The 18,705-nt window shown below is 42.9% G+C and carries 15 protein-coding genes; 12 read left to right on the forward strand and 3 right to left on the reverse strand.

Annotated features, from left to right (window positions below):
- Positions 1-371 precede the first annotated feature (371 nt).
- The 3 genes from HX823_RS19270 (at position 372) to HX823_RS19280 (ending at position 2,626) form a co-directional block, all read left to right on the forward strand.
- Complete coding sequence (locus HX823_RS19270) at positions 372-875, forward strand: hypothetical protein (protein ID WP_177076110.1); 504 nt, start codon at positions 372-374, stop codon at positions 873-875.
- A complete protein-coding gene (locus HX823_RS19275) occupies positions 875-2,002 on the forward strand; it encodes a hypothetical protein (protein WP_177076112.1) in 1,128 nt (375 codons plus the stop codon). Before HX823_RS19270 ends, HX823_RS19275 begins: the two co-directional genes overlap by 1 nt.
- A 153-nt stretch (positions 2,003-2,155) precedes the next feature.
- Positions 2,156-2,626: a hypothetical protein gene (locus HX823_RS19280; RefSeq protein ID WP_231988986.1), complete on the forward strand. Its 471-nt coding sequence runs from the start codon at positions 2,156-2,158 to the stop codon at positions 2,624-2,626.
- 93 nt (positions 2,627-2,719) lie between these two features.
- Here the strand turns inward: HX823_RS19280 and HX823_RS19285 are convergent, their stop codons facing one another.
- The 3 genes from HX823_RS19285 to HX823_RS19295 are packed head-to-tail and all read right to left on the reverse strand — an operon-like array spanning position 2,720 to position 6,877.
- Positions 2,720-4,141 (reverse strand): phosphotransferase, encoded by a 1,422-nt coding sequence (locus tag HX823_RS19285; RefSeq protein WP_177076114.1) that lies wholly within the window; start codon positions 4,139-4,141, stop codon positions 2,720-2,722.
- On the reverse strand, positions 4,122-5,039 hold the full coding sequence (locus tag HX823_RS19290; protein ID WP_138233653.1) for a HAMP domain-containing sensor histidine kinase: 918 nt from the start codon (positions 5,037-5,039) through the stop codon (positions 4,122-4,124). The genes HX823_RS19285 and HX823_RS19290 overlap by 20 nt, the downstream gene beginning before the upstream one ends.
- Positions 5,040-5,041: 2 nt before the next feature.
- Positions 5,042-6,877: a hypothetical protein gene (locus HX823_RS19295; RefSeq protein ID WP_138233652.1), complete on the reverse strand. Its 1,836-nt coding sequence runs from the start codon at positions 6,875-6,877 to the stop codon at positions 5,042-5,044.
- A gap of 170 nt (positions 6,878-7,047) precedes the next feature.
- Here HX823_RS19295 and HX823_RS19300 point away from each other — a divergent pair, with 170 nt between their 5' ends.
- The 9 genes from HX823_RS19300 (at position 7,048) to HX823_RS19340 (ending at position 18,540) form a co-directional block, all read left to right on the forward strand.
- Complete coding sequence (locus HX823_RS19300) at positions 7,048-10,176, forward strand: hypothetical protein (protein ID WP_177076116.1); 3,129 nt, start codon at positions 7,048-7,050, stop codon at positions 10,174-10,176.
- A gap of 2 nt (positions 10,177-10,178) precedes the next feature.
- The gene (locus tag HX823_RS19305) at positions 10,179-10,484 is read left to right on the forward strand and encodes a hypothetical protein (RefSeq protein ID WP_177076118.1); all 306 of its coding nucleotides are present in this window, start codon (positions 10,179-10,181) and stop codon (positions 10,482-10,484) included.
- 382 nt (positions 10,485-10,866) lie between these two features.
- Positions 10,867-11,877, forward strand: coding sequence for a hypothetical protein (locus tag HX823_RS19310; protein ID WP_177076120.1), 1,011 nt, complete (start codon positions 10,867-10,869; stop codon positions 11,875-11,877).
- Positions 11,878-11,957: 80 nt separating this feature from the next.
- On the forward strand, positions 11,958-12,860 hold the full coding sequence (locus HX823_RS19315) for a bacteriophage abortive infection AbiH family protein (protein WP_177076122.1): 903 nt from the start codon (positions 11,958-11,960) through the stop codon (positions 12,858-12,860).
- A 163-nt stretch (positions 12,861-13,023) separates the two neighbouring features.
- Positions 13,024-13,455 (forward strand): LexA family transcriptional regulator, encoded by a 432-nt coding sequence (locus tag HX823_RS19320; RefSeq protein ID WP_256350180.1) that lies wholly within the window; start codon positions 13,024-13,026, stop codon positions 13,453-13,455.
- Positions 13,456-13,465: 10 nt separating this feature from the next.
- On the forward strand, positions 13,466-14,359 hold the full coding sequence (locus tag HX823_RS19325) for a hypothetical protein (protein WP_177076125.1): 894 nt from the start codon (positions 13,466-13,468) through the stop codon (positions 14,357-14,359).
- Positions 14,360-14,445: 86 nt separating this feature from the next.
- Positions 14,446-14,598 carry a DUF4113 domain-containing protein gene (locus HX823_RS32355; RefSeq protein WP_177076127.1) on the forward strand — a complete coding sequence of 51 codons (153 nt, stop codon included), beginning with the start codon at positions 14,446-14,448 and terminating at the stop codon, positions 14,596-14,598.
- Positions 14,599-14,957: 359 nt separating this feature from the next.
- Positions 14,958-16,139 carry a hypothetical protein gene (locus tag HX823_RS19335; RefSeq protein ID WP_177076129.1) on the forward strand — a complete coding sequence of 394 codons (1,182 nt, stop codon included), beginning with the start codon at positions 14,958-14,960 and terminating at the stop codon, positions 16,137-16,139.
- Positions 16,140-16,203: 64 nt separating this feature from the next.
- Positions 16,204-18,540 carry a hypothetical protein gene (locus tag HX823_RS19340; protein WP_177076131.1) on the forward strand — a complete coding sequence of 779 codons (2,337 nt, stop codon included), beginning with the start codon at positions 16,204-16,206 and terminating at the stop codon, positions 18,538-18,540.
- Positions 18,541-18,705 lie beyond the last annotated feature (165 nt).

Consider the following 18,705-nt stretch of genomic DNA (forward strand, 5'->3'; position numbering starts at 1 on the left):
TTTATTGAATAACCAATACTTACCCAATGGTGCATAGCTTTTAGTGGAATCCCCGCTGTCGTGGTCATCCGAAGGGTGGAGGGTAGTGAGTGAGGCACCCGACCGCTGCGCAGCCGGAATCGGCTCGACAAGATGGCGTGTTCGATGTGGCCTGATGCGCTTCGTTTGGATGATTTGTGTACGTCATTTAGAAGCGATAAGAGCTTTCAGCCAGATCCATGGGAGAGGTAGGACTGTGTGATTTGGTGTGCCCTGGGATAGGCTGATGGCGCGGTATAGCCGGCTCTGCTCCAGCGCGGTGAGAGATGTGCTATCGGAGTGCCATCGCCTTGGGTAGAATGCTGAAAATTTCACTCAAGCTAGGGACGGTTATGAAATCAGAATTTTTAGAAAAGTATGTACTTGTTAGCTTCAAACCTTTCCTTGTTGGATTGGCACTGGGGCTTGCATTCCTATGCTTAAAATTTGATAGTTTTGTCGAGGCTAATGCATCCTTCCCCTTAATATCCTGGGGCGCATTTATCGGGGCTGTTTGCATGCTTGTTGCTTTGCTCTTTGGATCTGTTAAAAAAAATACATTCAAACAACGGACTCTAGACAAAATTATCGAGTTGACAAATTACTTTGTTGGAGTGGGACTCTCTTCTTTGGCGTTTTGCATTATATATTACTCTAGATCAGGTTTGACCACTGGGGTAGTTGTAATGTGTGTTGGCGGCATAGCTTATTGGCTAGGAATCAACCGAGCCTTTTACCAAATCTCAAATATAGAAATGTCCGAAAGGGATAGAGTAATTCTGTGGATATTTTCGTTTGTGATGTTCATCCTTTTGATTCTGTTTTTTAAGGAAATGCATTCTGTAGGACGAATTTGATGCATAGAAAAATATGGAAAAGCATCGGCGAGTATCCATGGATTTCAGCGCTAATAGGTGTTGGCTTTTTAGTCATTGTTGCCATCTTCACTACCTATGCATTAAGCCTCGGACCACGCTCACATGAACATGCAGCATGGAGTAGTTTCGGCTCGATGCTTGCCGGAGTATTTACTTTCTTCGGCAGCACCGCAACCATAGCTACTCTGTTGTTCCTAAACGCTCAATTTAAAGAGCAGCAGAAGGTCACATCGAAGCAAATTGAAGCCATGACCTTTGAGCAGTATTTAAACCATCGTAAGCTGTTTCTTGAGCGTCTGAAAGAGATCGAAGAAAGCCTGGATAACAAAATAAAATTCAAAAATCCTGACAAGCTCTATCATAATATCTTTCCTCAGAACTCGCCTCTAGAATGCTCGTTTAGGGTGCAGATTGTAAGCGGCGAATTAGCAAAGGTTGATGATTTATCGGATATGTTTTCAAGCTTCGTTCAAATGAAAAAATTGCTAAAGAATAAATCTTGGATTCCAGCGGACGCAGACAATTTAATTAAGCATTTAATACTAATGCCTAACTCGCTTAGTTTTTTTCATGTTGAAGAAGATTTTGAAGGCGATTTGGCACTGGATGGAAAGAATCTCGGAATCAATATTTATTCTATAGATGAATACATAAATCGGGTGACAGTAGTTCTTAACGCTTTCCTTGTGTTCACTGGTAATCATCCAGTAGAAAGCGTTAACCATCTTTCAGAAAGCGCCGAGCTTCGTAAAGCGCTAATTCTTAATTTCCAATCGCAATTGCCTCCGAAGCATAGCCTGGTCCCTATAAGAAAATATCCCATTATTTTTTCTTTAGAGCGGATTCATCATTGGGTTGATCAGGCCAAAGATGCTGTTGGTCAACGTATGTTTTTAGATGCATGGCAAACGATGAATACAGCTTTGAGTTCAAAGCTTTGCGTTAATTCGTTTAAGGATAAAGCAAAGCAAATATCAATGATTAAAGAATTTATGATGGAAGCTGACCGTGCCTATAAGGGTTCTTTGCCTAATAGTCATGAGCGGAGTCTGGCTAATGAGTTTAGGGCAAAGCTGGAGCCTATTCTTCAAGGTCTACAGTCGTAATTTTTTTGAGTTTCCCCAAATGCGCTGGTTGTGGTTTTTAGTATGGTATAATTGGAACATAAACAAACTTTACTACAAATGAAAAATCAACCAACAGATTCCGAAATCAAAAGTCTACTGCACGTAAAAAGGAATCTCCTTGAGGGTGTAGGCATGAACCTTGTCCGAATCCTACCCATTGCCGTTATGGGTGGCTTCGTGATCAAAACGATAATTGCTTTCTTCCTCAAAGAATCCTTCAGTACAAGCTTCGCCTTCTATCTATTCTCCTTGGTGTTTTTAATGAGCTTACTAGGCGTTTCCTCCCTAGCAATGCTAAGAGCCAAATGCGCCAAAAAGGATGATGGCTATGAAGGCGGGTTTACTCCTGCTCTCGCGCTTTCAGGCAAGATCCTATCAAGCAATATCCTTGCACCCGGCCAGTACGTGGCACAGCACAAAGCAATCATCAAAGACGGCGTTGTGTGCTTCCTGGTGCCCTCTGTGATGCTCGCCATAGCCTTCGCCCTCCACGTACCTGTAGTGGTAAGTCTCATCGTCCTGGGTGCCGCTGTGTGCTTTTGGTCTGCACAGCTTAATGTGATACAGGCTGACGCCTATAATGAAGTGAATATCTTAAAATAATTAGCATTTTGTAAATATAAACTGCGGCGCCGTATATCTGGCGCCGGATTATATTTGGGGGGAGGAATAGACTTAAATGAGTAAGCGTCACCGCTAATCATTGAGTCTATTAATTATCCCTTTTAGGATCTTATTAAGCACTTCGGGTGGAACAGTGTCATATTTGAACTGCTTCAAGACAAATAAATACGCCATGCTCAAAACTGATTCATCATGAGGGGCGACGTCATAGGCCCATTCCCTGCAATACTTAACCACTTGATAAAGTGGTGAATCCTTTGCGTAGATATTTAGGTCAAGCCAACTTTCACCTGATGATTCAAGCAGGGTAGCTAATCCGTTCGCTCTGGCATCAGGATGGAATATTAAACTAAGCTCAAGGGTTATTGGGTCAAGGCAAGTGTAGCCAGTACCCACGTCGCCAAAGTCGATAAGCACCGGAGTGTTATCACCATTGACTAGTATGTTTCCTCCATGTAAATCACCATGAATGCAAGCTTCTGAGATTTCAACAGTCCTCTCTTCTAAATCTAAAAGTATTTCAAGAGAGTGAGTAGTAATGATATTTTGAAAGTTTTCATCACTCAAGATCCGCCTGCGAATGTCTTTTATTTTCACCGGTTTGACATTTCTCGTGTCTGACCAGCGTGCTAAAGCAGTGCGTATCCGGCCAAGTACATCAAGGGCTGCTGCAGGGTTGGTTAAGGCTAACTGAAAAAAAGTATCGGTATGTTCATCTGCCAAGACATAAAAAATAGCAGAAAAGCCACGAAGTCCCTGATCATTATAACTCATTACCGGCGCAAAGGTTCCCAGTCGCAGATGTTTTACCTCTGCTTCATATGCAGCGATCTCCTTCTTGACATGCCTTGCAAGACCTAATTTACCGACACATTCACATCTAACACGGCCTGCCTGATCCATCACACTGATCTTCAGTACTATTGCATCTGATAAACCGCCTAATTTCTTTAACTTACAAAAGCTGCCACCGTTTGCTCTTGTAAATACCTTAATGGCCCTTTTTTGCTCTTGCGTAAGATCGATTGCGTTGGCACCGGTATTTATGCGAATAGCGTCAGTGAGAGCTATGCGCGATGCAATATCCTTAATTTCTGCGATTAGTTGATTGCCGTCCTCTTTTAAATAATAGGCTACAGTTGGCACCAATGTACCGTCACCCCATAAGTCTATACTTTGACCTTTCCTAGCGAGCCCTCTAAGAAATGCATCTGGGTTGGACCCGGTTAAGATATAGACCGGTGTGCCTGGCGTTAAACTACCTGCGGTATAAAAAACTTGATGCCCATGCTCAACTTCTAAATCGAAAGAACCATCGGTAGTAGGAATTTCGAGATCAAGAATTACTAGGTCAAAAAAGACCTCATTCAGAAATGAGAGCGCACTATCACGGCTTTCGGCTAGAAAAATGTCAATATTCTCTTCTATTCTCGAAATCTGCTCTATAAGCGTTTCGGCATACGATTTATTATCTTCAACTAGTAGTAGTTTCATTATCTTTGTACCATCTAAGTTCAAACTTTGCGCCACCCTCAAGGCTGTTGGAAAGTGATAATTCACCCTCCATAGCTTTCATTGCACTGGACGCAGTGGCGAGACCATATCCCGTATGGAGATTTCTATCTTTATTCGAAACTCCAATCTTCATCGCGTCAATAGGGTTACCTTTAAAGCCTGAACCTGAATCAATAATGGCGAAAAAAACCTCATCTCCCGCACGACCCCATGTTAGCAACACTTCGGGCGGGTTCTTTCTGCTATAGCTAAGAACTGCTTCATTAGCATTTCTCAATCCGTTGATGATTGCCAGATACATAGAGCCTCGATCTGCAGTAACCAAAAACGGTCGCAGCCCTCCGTCAAGCAGTTTTATCTCTTCGAAGATTTTCGGATTCTCTTCTACGATCTGATCAATCAGCTCACCCAAATCAAATGCGCTGTAATTTGGCGAAGCAGATGCCTGTTTTAACTCTCTAACTGCTCTGAGAATTTCTTTTAAGCGCGACATCAATCTAAACGTCTGAGACTCTGAGAAATGCTCAAACTCAGACTGCGCCTTCATGTTGATTTCGCCGATAATCGTACTAAACTCATGAAGGATAGTACCTGTGACTTCTTCAGTAGCTCGCGCCATTATGGACCGAATGAGCTTAATATTTACTTCGCCTTCAGCCGAATCATCAACATTAGCGGGTCGTATGACTGAAACATCAGCCCGCTCAAGTGCAAGCAGTAGGGCTTTTTTAATCCAGCTAACTCCTTCTTGCGCGAGCGCATCCCGCAATAAATCAGTGCTAACCTCAGTAGGGTTTTGGGAAAAGTACCGAGCTGCTTGTAGGCGTTCTTTAACAGTACCTGCAATCAAAACTATTTTGGCTTCTTCAGCATTCATTTTTAACTGTGCCCTGCGTAGAAGCGCGCACGGGTAGCAAATGCCTGCGCGCCTCCTTCCATGACATTTGTAATCGCTTCTACAGCCTCCAGATCGTCGAGAGGCTTACACATTTGAACATATCCATTACGCCCATCTGATGTCATTTCTATTATCAAATCAGCTTGTCCAAGTACTGGAATGTTTGCGTTGTGCGTTGAAAGAATTACTTGTCCATAACCTTTTCTATTGACTAGCGCTTTGATTACTGTATTCGCAATGAACGAGTTATCTAGATGATCTTCAGGTTGATCAATGATCAGCATGCGTTCACGGTGTTGTAGTACGATTGACAATATTACAGTGCATCTTTGTCCTGCAGATAATGCAGCTACGTCCTTGTAGTCTAATCCATCAAGTAGTGTTAGTTTTATGTTATCTTCTACTTCGCTTGTAACAATATCTGATATGCCCGTTTCCGCGAGAACACCTAATAGCCTGGCACAGCGTTCTTTCGGGATACTGGTAATCTGGGATAGTGTTTCAAAATCATAATATTCAACAAAATCCATAAGCTCTTGGGGGCTTACTTTTTCTGAAATATTTAAAGCGAGTTCATTATATTTCATACCACTGCCGCGCAGTGCGTTCGCAATTGCCCGAGTGTACTCAGTGAATTGCGCGGAACCTTCAAGTTCTACTTTAACCCAAGGTGTCAGAGCTTCGTTTAAGTCTTCCACGATTTTTTTACGTTCAGTAGATCGGTTTGCTCGCAACTCTAACAATTCTTCTAGCTTTGAATCACGACGAGTTCTTAAGGCTGCTAACCTAGCCTTTCTTTCGTTTATAAGCTTTTGTCGAGATTGAATTTGCGCAGCATTGGCTCTCAGCAATGTAATTTGTCGAGCCAAAGCTCCAGCACCTGCTGTGTTATGGTCAAGCTCACCTCTTATTGCACGCGACTCTTTTTCTAATTCGATTTTAGACTTATGCACTTCATCTAGTTTGTTTTTAGCTGCCTCTTTCATTTGCATGAATGAACCTAAAGCATCATCTAATTGCATTATTGTCTGTGAGTATTTAATGCGCAGCTCAGACAATGGATCATCTTCCGGTGAGCCATCCCATTCTTCAGGTCCGAAATCTTCGAATACTTGGCTCTCCAATTTTTGGAACCAATTTTCAACGGTGGTGCTAAATCTTTGCAAAACCTCATCTTTTACGCTCAACTCTGAGAGTTTCGACGAAACCACTCCGAACTTTAGCTGTTTGATTGAAATTTCATCTGACTCGCCTAGGAATTTTTTTTGTTCCAGTTCTAGTTGACTGATTTTATCTTGAAGTATTTGAAACTCTTCAATACCTTCGCCTAGGCTAATTATTTCCTTTTCTAGCGCTTCTAGTTCTTTGTAAAAAGATCGTATGTTATTCGCGGTTTCTGCTAGCGCACCTCTGATCGAGGTTCTGTTGGAAAGGAAGCCGTCGATTAATGAGAGCCTACCAGATTCACTCAAACCAACAGTCTCAATCTCAGTCTGAGACAATATGATAGGTGAGGTGAAAGTTGAAGAGGCTCTAAATTTATCTTCATCCGCGCTTCTGCTTACGCTTATATTTTCTATAAGATCATTAAGTGTTACACAGATTTCGCCGCCATCCAGTACTGCGCGAGCATGATCTAAAGAGCGGCTCTTAGACTCGCTTGTCATATTTCTGACGTCTAAAGCGTAACGGATCAATTCAATGATTGACGTTTTGCCTGTGCCACGAGCGCCGATTAGAACATTCAACCCAGCCGATAAGGTCAAATCAACCCCATTTAAAAAACCGCCTTCTATTTGAATTCTTTCTATGTTCACTTCGACCCCCTGCTGCAGCACAATATTGCCGATTTTTTTCTAGCATTGGCTATAGTAGCTTTAGCTGCAGGTATAAGCAACTTTGCTAGCACTCTTCCTCTTAAGTGCGCACTAGATTCGTTTCCGTATGTTTACAAATGGTATAATTAAGAAAACAAATCTTAAACTTAATGCGTCAATTCAAAATTCTGTTCGCAATGCTTTTTCTTCTGTTGGTTGGCAACCAAGCCCAAGCTCTCGAATATTCAAATATTTGTGAAGTGATGAAGACCGCAACACCTCAATCCAAGGGGTTGGCTTCTCAGATAACACAAGGCATGTTCGCTTGTGATGCCGATCAGGGGGTAAGCGTACTTCTAGCTTTAGAAGGTACTAATTCTGCTGCTGTTAAAGCGATCAAGCCGATTCTTGTAAACGCTGGTCGTACTGATGCCAGCTTCTCAAAGCCTAGCCCTTTTCTCGATTCAATGACTACATATTTAACCAATATAGGTTTGGGCGTAACTGGTTTGATTGCTGTTTTTCTTATTTGGAAGTTTTTATATGACAAGGCCAAAACCGGTAGCCTTGAGGCTGCTATCAAAAACAATACTGTAAGAATGATTGCACTGCTTCTGCTTTTCTGTCACCTCATCCTTGTGAGCGTTGTAATGTTGTTGTTTGCAATATTTGGATTCATGGTCTCGAATAAGCATGCACTTTCTACTGATTTAGAAGAGCTTGCCAAGTCTGAAGATTATAATGTGGTCAGACCAGAAGAGAAGATGGTTTTCTCTGCAAATATCGAGAGGATAAACGATATAGCTACGGAAGATCTTAGGACGATAGACGCAATGTTTGCCAATAATCGTGTTGCTTTGGGGGAAGCCGGATATACAAGAGGTGAGATACTTAAAATCTCTGCTGACGCCGGTTTAAAGGTTTCGAAGGATAAAAGCTGGGGTAGACCCAACGTAGACGCAACCACCAATTGGAAGAACATTGTTCATTGGCTCAACGAAGTCAAAGACTATTCGATGAAAAAGTCTGCTGACGATTATCCCTTCAAAGACCAAGTGCTTAAAGGTTATCCCGCTAGTTTTGGCAAATTCATCATTGGATCGAATGGTGCTGACGTTGAGCAATTGACTGGTGAGAGTCTTAATGACGGTACGATGAGGTCTATGTTTGAAAAGGGAGCAAAGACTAGCAATGAAATGTTAGGTGGATCTTCTACCTACCTGAAAAATACTGGTACGTTAGGTCGTAAGTATTACGCTCAAATCATGGATGACAATTTCCAAACGAACTCAATGAATGTTGTTGATGGTAAGTTCGACGCAGAAGAGCAAGCCATTGTTGATGATGCTTATGCTAAATCAAAAGAAGTGATGGGCATTTTAAAGCTTGACGAAATTGGAGTCAGTACGTCATCAGTTGCTGAAGTGATAAAATCAAAATTTGCATCTGGATTTCTATCGGCGTACATGGGGCACGACTTTGATGCTGATGGTGCTTCATTTCAAAACATTATTAACTATTTTAAGAATACGATTGTAAAAGCCAAACTAAACGAATACTGCACTGATACATGGTCTGAGCATGAATCCTCAAGGCGTGCGATAAAGCAATACAATGAATTACCTAATGACGTAAAGGGTAGCAAATTAAACCGTGATCAAGGATGGGATTCAATCTCTGATTTTGACATGCAGTGCGCGACCCTTAACCCAACCTCATTGAAAATTGAGATATTGGGAAGCGAAAATCAAGCTGACGTTCTCAAATTCAGAGCGGTGCAATTAGCTTACTTAACGGCTGCTAATAGGGCTTTCGAGCTTTATTACATTGGGGTAAAGAAGGCACTGCAAGAGAACAAGGAAGGCATAGACATGCTGACCTATGAGGTGCTGACGAATTCGACAAAAGGGATTTTAGGTAGTGCTTTGTCAGCTTCATCGATGTCTAAATTCCGCAACAATAAAAATATCAGTACCCAAACATTGAAAAATGCTTTCTTTGTTCACTGGGATAACGCCGATATTAAAAACTATAACTATGTGAATAGAAAGGTGCTTTGTGGCATACAGGATGTTAGGCCAGAAGGCCAGGCAAGCTCGTGTAACCTTGTACCGTTTGCTCCGATTGATTACAAAGGGCTTTACCTCTCAGCAATTATTAACGTAACACCTTCCAATCTTTTGGACGATGGAAGCTGGTTTAGTAAATTCGACTTTAACAAATTAATCATGGATGCAATCGGTTTTGATTTCACCTCCATCAAATTGATGGCCGGGTTTGATCCCTCGCTGTCGATTATGAAAGGTAGAGCGGAGTGTGCAGCAAATCCACAAAGCTGCGCGAACAATTACCATATAGGTCTCGCTGCTGGGATGTACATGCTTGGTAACGAGATGTTCGACTTTGGTGTGAAGATCATATTGCTTAAGGCGCTTACAGCCGTTGCAGATGGAACTCTTGATTCGATTATAGAGATGATCGGTTCTAGTGATTCATCATCAGCAGGAATCAAAACTGGCCAGTTCACAGGAAATATCGCTAAATTCCTAGGTTCGTTTAGCGGTAAGACAGTACAGATAGCTCTCAAATCCATGGATATTATTATGAGTGCGTATTTACCGCTGGGGTATGTATTTGCTGCATTAGGTTTTTTCTGTAAATACGTTATTCCTTTGGCCTTATTCTTCATGTTGTTGGGTAGACTGATTTCATTTATCTACTTCGCGTTTTTCTTCAAATTTATCGAAGCCCCAGTGCTTTTCAGCTACGGTGCCATAAGCGGTAATCCTATCCATCTACAAAGAGCTGGTTGGAAGTTGGTTTATTTAGCTTGGTACATGCCCGTTCTCGCTTTATTTATGAAAGTGATTTCTTTCACTGCAGACAATATGAATGCTCAAGGTTTAATCGCCGGAATCCTAGGTATGAGTGATGGGTCGTTTATTGGAGATATCCTTGCAATTCTTGCTACGGTAATCTTTATCATTTTCTGTATTTTCAGTATCTATAAAAGTGGTATGGACCAATTCGACAGTACAATGAAAGTAATCGGTAATGAGGATACCCCTGCTGATGATTCAGCAAACAGAATGTATGCTTTATTGTTTGCGAATAATAGAATGCAAAATGCGATCAGTTCTAGTGTCCCAGCACTTGAGAAAGGCTTCAAAAATCTTGTAGCTAACAATTTGAAGGCCAAGCAATACGAGGCCCAAAGGAAAGAGAGAAATAGACAAGCTCGTGAAGAATTCAGTAAGGAAGAACATAAAAATAAACAAACCACTGAAGGGGAGGCTTGAATATGAATGAGCAATCTAAAAAGTACTACTATTGGTTTTTGGTAGCTATCGTCCTGCTAGGTCTGGTGAAGGTTTTTACCGTTTTAAGTTTCGGTGCTATGTTGTTATCTGCATTCGCTTGCGCGGTATTGTTTTGGGCAATTCTCAAGGGTGTGAATATAAATCAGAAGCTAAATGCAAAGATTGAAGAAGTTGATGCTGCGAATCGTGATGTGATTGAACACAACGAAACTCTGATGGGACTGGAAATGGCGCGCAAGAATGAGGTCAGAAAGAAGAGACTTGAAAAGCTCGGGCTTGGTGATTGATGAGGTCTCTTACTTGTGTCAGCAGAGCCTTTCTGTGCGGTTTCCTTGCCTTGAGCTTGGCGTCTGCCAGTGCTGGCATTCATCGACTCCCTAGCGCGGCTATACAGCCTTGGCCTGTTGTTGTGCTGCCTAGCGCCATGGACCTGGCTTCCCTTGTTGCCTCTAACCGTGTGGCATGGCCTGTGACCTGTTCTGTGTTTGCGTTCACCCTTCGGGAAGGGGAGAAGACAAACGTGTTGAGGGCGTTGCTCGGAGAGGACGTTGAACCCTTCGCTGTGGCAGGTAGGTAAGCTCCCGTTCACCCTTTTGTAAGGGCTCGCCCTGGTGTTGTACAGTCCCGCAACAGCTAGTCATTTTTGGAAGGGAAACCCCTGGGTTCAGTATGAAAATTTGGGCTTGTGCAAAAGATGTGAATGGATTTATCAATCGTGAAGATGGCAGATACAAGCTTTTTTTCATCTGGCAAGCGTTGAAGATCAAGCGTGAGAACTACCAGTATTTCGAGTCTTTGTCCTTCTACAGCACTCACTCACGCGAGCATAAGCGGAAGCCGATGGTGGCTGTTAAAAACGGTTGGTTCAGATACAAAAACCTAGACAAGGCACCTGGTGGAAATTCGGATAGTGACGGCGAGTCCATTTCCCATGCTTTCGTAATCGCTGCATTGGCACAGCTCGAAACCATCAATTTCGTCTTTGGCAACCAGATGGTTCCGTTCAAGTTCACAAGGCTCGTGGCTGACGAAGCAGAGCTTCGCTTTGGCAATGGACGCACTTACTACCCTGATCTCTACGGAGAGTTCACAGAGGACAATCCCTACTATGAAAAATGGGGTGGGAAGGTCGCCATTGAGGTGTGGGTGGAGCATCAGTGCGAACGTCCTAAAATCAATGATTTTGAGGCGCATTGCGTACCCATCATTGAGGTAAAGGTGGGGCCAGGTTTGAGAGTCGAGCAGCACATTCGCCAGGACGATATTGAAGGTAGCTTTGAGAGACGATTTGCCAAGACAAAAGAGCTGCTGTCTCAAAAGGTCTTCGGCAAGATTATTTCTGATCCGGTCAGCACCAAATACCATCGTGAATTTGCCTCTGCTCAATCTGACAAGCTCAAGGGGGTGGTGGCTAACGCCCAACTTGCCTGTGCGCTCCTTGAGAAAAAGATTTCTGCCAAGGATGAAGAGCTTAATGTCACTCACAGCAGGCTTGTAAAAGCTCATGGCCTTTGGCTGAAATCGAGTTCAGAACTCACTGAACTGGAGGGCAAATCTTCCGACCTGAAAGCCACGCTTGATCGCAAGGAGCTGGAATTGAAGCAAGCTTGTGATCAGCTAGTCGTTGAGAAAAAGAAGGGCTTTTGGCAATGGGTGAAAGGTCGTTTTAGCCGAGACTGATTCGTGCTGTAGAGGTAGGCTGCGGCAAAAGCCTGCCAGACTTATGATGCGGTTCCACTCATTTTTTCGGGATGTCTTGTATGGATGCTAAGACGCTTTACATCGTTGGTAACGGCTTCGACCGGCAGCATGGTATCCCGTCTGATTACCAAGACTTTAAGGCATTCGTTGAGCTTCATGACGATGACGTTTTTGGATGGGTTGAGGAATTCATTCCAGCGGGAGAAGACTGGGGGCATCTCGAATCTGCTTTGGCCGAACTGGACACGGGCTCAATCATTGAGAGCCTCCAGCATTTCATGCCTTCCTATAGCTCGGATAAGTGGAGTGATTCGGGCCACCATGATTTTCAGTATGAGGTTGAGCGTGTCGCATCCGGCCTGTCATCAAGGCTGCAGGCGTTATTCGGTCAATGGGTAAGGAGTCTGCCCATACCGGACGCCGCGAGCGCACCAGTACGGTTTCGTGGCCTCGACCCGCAAGGTTTTTTCCTTACCTTCAATTACACGCCAACCTTGTCTACGGTGTATGGCATTGATGACAGCCACATACTGCATATTCACGGTAGAGGTGAGGAAGAAAATGCGGACCTGATTCTTGGTCATGGGTGGGCACCTAGCGAGCGCCAGTCTCTGAACCATAGCTCTGATCTGGAAACGCAAGATACGCGGCTAACCGAGGCCCTGGACGAGCTGGATAGCTACTTTGAAAAGACCTTCAAACCTTCTGAAAAAATCATTGCTGAAAACGCGGATTTCTTTGAAAGATTGGATTCTGTGGAGGAAGTGGTGGTAATGGGTCATGGCCTGTCGAAAGTCGATCAGATGTATTTCAAGGCCGTTGTGAAAGGACTGAAAAACCGTGGCGTTGTCTGGACAGTTGCCGTCCGGTCTCCTGACTCCTATGAGAAAAATCGACTCACCTTGCTCGGTTTTGGTGTGCCATCTGAGCAAGTGTTTTGTAAGCTATGGTCTGATATGTAGTTGAATCAGTACTCCCACGGCTCATTTTTGGCAAGGCAAGTTAGCGCTTACTGAGCTATCAACCGAACCTTGAAGCTCGTCTGTCGGACTGATCTGTAGGTCGCTTGTGGGCTGCTAGCACGTCACGCCATACTGTTCGTATGTACAGTGCGAGCAAGCCCCCATGTTTTCCATCCTCGGTCCTTTCAATGCCCCTGTAGATCCTCTGCGAAAACCCATCGTGGGCAGGGTTTCGTGTGGGTTTCCGTCCCCAGCCTTGGAGTACTCCGAACCGCCTTTGAGCCTGGATGAACTGGTGTGCCTACGTGAGCCGTCTCGCTGGCTGCTCCGCGCTGATGGCGATTCCTTGCAGGGGATTGGGATCTATGACGGTGACGTGCTGGTCGTGGACAAGTCTCTGGAGCCTTTGGATGGTGACATTGTGGTCGTGGTCATTGGAGCTGATTTCTGCTGCAAGGAGTACAGAGAGCGCCTAGGAAAATCCCCCATTCTGCTGGCTCACAATCCCCTCAATGCAAGCATTGAGGTGGGAGAGTGGGAAGACATCGAGCTGTGGGGTATCGTCCTGCACAATCTGCATCGAGTCTCCAGGTAAGGGCGAAGCAATGGACAAAGCATTAACAGATTTGGCTGTAGTTGCAGAGATGCTGCGCGTCGAAAGGGCGCGGGTTTGGGACGGGATTAAAGCGTTCGAAAAATTTCTGATCGATCAGGCTGGTGAGCTTGGATTCGTTGCTCAAAGTGACATGGTTATTCTTGAGGAATATTTTGACCAAGAAGATGAGCAAGTCGGCCACGTCGAAGGCCGATTGTTTTTTAATGGTAAACGGCTTGTTTTATTTTCCGAAAATGTGCCGGAAAACTCCAGTGATCCAGAAAAGCATTTCTTGAGAGATCTGTCTGTTCAATGGCTGAAAAGAATTGGTGAGCCAGAAATTCTCCACTCAGTTGCAAAAGATTTGGCTGTAAAGATAAAGGCAGATGTAGAACATACGCGAAAAATTGCAGAGAATTTGGCACGCTACCTCACGGTGCAGATTGCTAAAACCGACGAAGATATTTCTGCGGAGCTTTCTGATGACCAAGCGCTATTGCATCTGTGGCTTGAATGCCACAGTACAAGACGAACCAAACCTCAAGATTCAGTTCGTAGTGGCGCTCTACTACTAGAGTCTACCTTCAAGAGGTGCTTAAAGAAGCTCGGACACAGTGGGTATTCCGACTATAACATGGGTCATTCCATAGGTGCTTTAAACTCGATTTTTCATGATCGTGGGTTTCAGGAGACCTACACAGGACAAATGCTAGCAGCCGCTGTGAAGATGTGCGGCTCAATTGGCACTACGAGAAACAAGAAAGCGAACGTTCACGGCCATGATGAAGACTTTGTTCCACCTACAGAAGATCTCGCTCTGCTCATGAGCCACATGAGTGGGAGCATTTCTGTGTACGTGCGTAAACAGGTTGAGCTTGTGCTTGAGTCTGATAAAAATCAATGAACACGGTCTTCTGTCTGGTCGATTGTGATTGCTTCTACGTGAGCGCAGAGCGTCTATTCGAGCCTAGGCGAAACTCAGAGACGTTGATGAAGGTGTTGGACGGGATCAACGCTCGCTATGGCCGGGGTAGTATCAGACTCGCTGTAGAGCCGCCCATTCCCCAATGGATAATGAAAAGGGATTACCTATCAGATAGTTTTGTCACCGATTGGAATCAGCTCAAAAGGGTTATATGTTAGATTGAGAAAATATGGCTTCGGGTCAAGGATGAATTAATGTACCACTATTATAAGCCACTTCGTAACTTCTCAAAAAAACTAGACCTGAATACTTCACTAGTTCAGGTCTGGGAGATTTTTCAAAACATCGTCAACGATAAGCCTCTGCCTTACGAGTTCCACGTACTAGGTAACGGAAGTCCATCTGTGAAAGGTAAGGCTTTTCCATGGGAACTAGATATTTTAGTAAAAGAAATAATCTTGCATTCAGGTACAGTATGCGATAAAAACCTGTTTGTAATTCCTGACTTTGTTTGCGCTTTTAATTTGGTAAAAATATACCGGATACGCTAATTGGTATGAGGCCGCAAGAGCGTATCATGCGTGAGATGTCGCGCATTTACAGTCAGCAAAGTACCTGGAAGACTGGGAAGGACTTACAGACACTAGCAAGATACCTAAGAATCTATTCCTATCCTGATCTGCATGAAGTTTTGCTGAAAGCGACGGGCATGTCGATAAAGCACCATATGCTAATGGGGGCGGCAATTACAGGGCATTTACTTGGCAGTTATTGGTATAGTCCACTGCAATCGTTTGAGGCATTCGGCATTTCAAACCAAATGCGGGATTCTTTTTGGAATAGGGTGTCGAGTAACGTCAACGATCTGCGTGAGGCTGTTAGGAAGGAGCAAAAATACGATGATGACTGGGCATATACATTTAACCCGCTTATGGAAAAGCCATTCATTAGAGGTCTGACGAGAGATCCTAACATGGCTGTGTGTCCGATACCTTCGTACCTTCTTCAGCGAATAACAGAAGGTTTATTTTTTGATATTAAAAATGTAAAAGGTTTCGGTAACTCATACGGAGCTGCATTTGAGAGTTATGTGAAAGGGATAACAGAGCAGCTAAATGAGGGTGGTTTCTTCACCGTTATTGAGGGTGGTGAGTATAAAGTTGGGAAAGACAAAAAGCATGGCGTAGACCTTATTCTTGAGAGTTCTAATACCGCTATATTATTAGAATGCAAGACTAAGAAAATGGTTTGGGGCGCCAGGTATGGCTATGGTGAAAAAAGTCTAATTTCCGAAATCGAGAAGTTGGCTATGTTTGTGGTTCAAAACTATAAAAATTTGGTGGATGTTGTTAGTGGGAATACGAGCTGGAAATACCTAGGTCGCCATTTGTATCCGATGGTCGTTACCCTAGGAGACTTATTGATGATGGACCCAGTGATAATTGCAAGGTTCGAAACTGAAATTCTAGATAAGCTTGCTATCGAAGGGCTTCCCCCTGAAATTCAGTCCGAATACCCTTATCTAGTGGTTTCGATTGATGAGTATGAAAAGCTCATACAGGTTCTAGACATTGTTGGGTTTGATGAGTTTTTTGATAAATTTAAAGCAAGTGAAAATAGGGGCTGGGCAGTAACCAAATTTCTCCATGAGGTTTATTCTGCCGAAATCTTAAACTGTTCTAATGATTATCTACGCCAAGATTTGCTCGATTTAAAGACGGATCAAATATTCTACGAAAAAGATATACCCATAAATTAAAGTCTGTGCAAATTTAAAATGGAGGCCTGCAAATGTTATAATTAAGGAAATGAATACTAAATAGATGAACTTCACAAGAAATATTTTTCTACTGCTTTTGTTGTTTTCTTCCTCCATCTCACAAGCGCAAGCAAACACATTAGAAGAAGCACAGCAGGCAGATTGTTACTACGCAACGAGTGACATGGTAGGGAAATGCGCTGGGCATGCGGCTAAAAATGATTTTGCCTTTAGCGCAGCCGCTAAAATGCTAACCCCGCAATCGGTCATGATAGCTCGATTGATCTTGTCACCTTACTACGGTGACCTATCAATCGTTGCTGATAAATCCAAAGAAGGTGAAGCAATACAGGCTATCGTGAAAGGTGCCGTGGACGTGATTGGTATATTTGCTTTTCTAATGGTTGGTCTAGCGGTTCTTTACAATATTTACAAGAATGCATCTGACGCTAGCGGTGTAGCAAATCAAAACAAAGCCCTTTTAATATTTTGCTGGATAGCCGCCATTATTCTTGTCGGTTATGGATGGATAATTCATACAATTTTAGCGGCTGCGATTGTCTGTTTTGTACTGACGATACAGGCAGGGATATTCTTGTTTGGTATTTTATTCGACTCGTCGGTAAAGGATGAATCTGCATTTACAACAAGAGGAAATATCGCTGCCGAGCTTTATTATAATAATGTCATATTGAATGCTATACAAATGTCCGCCGAAGACATTTCGCTTCGTAGAAAGCTTCTAGTGAAGCACAACCTAATTAAAGATGTGAACACGGGTAGGTTCAAATTCGTCGAGACTGCTTTCTCTCGTTGCCTTGAACAGCCTGCACCACAAACCGTCTACGATGGTGAGGCTTTACTGGTTGGTGAGATAGTGAAGACCAAACAGTGTATGAAAGAGGGCCTACAGATAAACGTATATTCACCTGGGATCATCAAGTCTTCTCAGTCTGAAATCGTAAAGATGGCAAACATTAGGTTGTTTGATGGTGCTTATGAAGAGGCCAGGAAAAACCTAATTTACATGTGTAATACCGGCCTAGATAAGGGCGAGAATCGTCAAACCTACGCTGACAGTGAGCTATTACTAAACGACTGTCTAGAAATAAAGGTGGACGGATCTGTTGCTGACAAGGATACGTTTGTTCATGAATATAGGGAAAGCGTGACTGCTGAACAGTTACGTGAAAACCGTGATCAACTGGTTGGCATTGTCAAAGACACTGTAGACACAGTGGTTAGAGAATTGTTGGATAAAACGGAAAAAGAGAAAATTCGTTCTGATTTGTTTTCAATGTTCATATCATTGATGCACGTTAACAGCTTCCAAAAGAAAATCCATGATGCGGTAGACGCAGAATATAAAGGCTTTGTGGTTACTGTGGATCAAAAGCTGAATGCGGCTGATTCATCTGCTGCATTGAATGAAAACGATGCTGGCAATAGTAGAAGTAATTTATTAAGTGATTCTGAAAATGTGAAGCTCTTCGACATTAAGAAATCAATTTATGATGTGTACCTGACTGGCGGAAATAACGATTTATCAGGTTTAACGTTAGGAATAATTCAAAAACTCTTAAACATGATGACAGCAAAGTATTATGAAAATATTGGTTTTCAGTTCAAGTCATGTTTTAAAACCGGTGCGAATTGCTATTCGCCAGTTTTGAACGCACCAGCAGCGCTGTTCAGTAACTCAGCTGAATACACACAAATGTCACTGTCGATTTACTACGGTGCAGAAGTATTAAGAAACGGAATTCTGACATTTAATAAGAACGAAAGATATTTGACTAATACCCTTTCGGGTATCTCCAAGATCTCAATGTTTATGTATTTGTTCTTTATGGGTAGCCAGATCTTGTTCGGAATTCTTCCGATCATCTATCTTATGGGTGAATTAGGAACTCTTTTTGCTGGTATTGTGGGCATCACAGTTATTCTTTGCGTGAGAATTCTCAAGGCAATAATGCCAGGGAAAAGTGAAGATCATGCTTTTGATGTGTTGAAAAATATTCTTCTGCAGCACGCTTGGATTTGTTTGCACGGTCCTATGACGATTGTCTTGTTTGTTGTGGGCATTGTTCTGATTTCAAATATACTCGTAATAGTCAATGAGGTGGTCTACCATTTATCTTCTATCTTTATGGTGGGCGGTACAGGGCTTATCTTTGATGTGATAAGAATGCTCGTGATGTTGTTCTTGCATCACATAATAAGTATCGTGATGTTTGTCGTATTCTTGAGGCAGGTGAAATCCATCAACGTTTCATTCAAGGAATTGCTAGTGGCAAAAGACATTGTTGAAGATAAGAGAATGGGTGAGAAAGGCTTTGAAAAAGTTAAAGGCGCAAACGAGAAATTCACAGGCTCATTAAAATTGCAGAGTTTCAAATAAGGAATTTTTTAAAAGGGTATAGAATTTTATTGCAAAGGGGTTGATGCGTTTTTCGCTTAACCCTTTTCTTTTTATTTGCAAATGCTATAATTTGGATAACTAGAAGAAGGTGAGCAACATGAAGAAGGAAAAGATTAGGTTAAATTTCTTACAGAGATTTATAAT

The organism is Pseudomonas sp. P7759 (assembly GCF_013386445.1).
Classification (GTDB): Bacteria; Pseudomonadota; Gammaproteobacteria; order Pseudomonadales; family Pseudomonadaceae; genus Aquipseudomonas; species Aquipseudomonas azotoformans_A.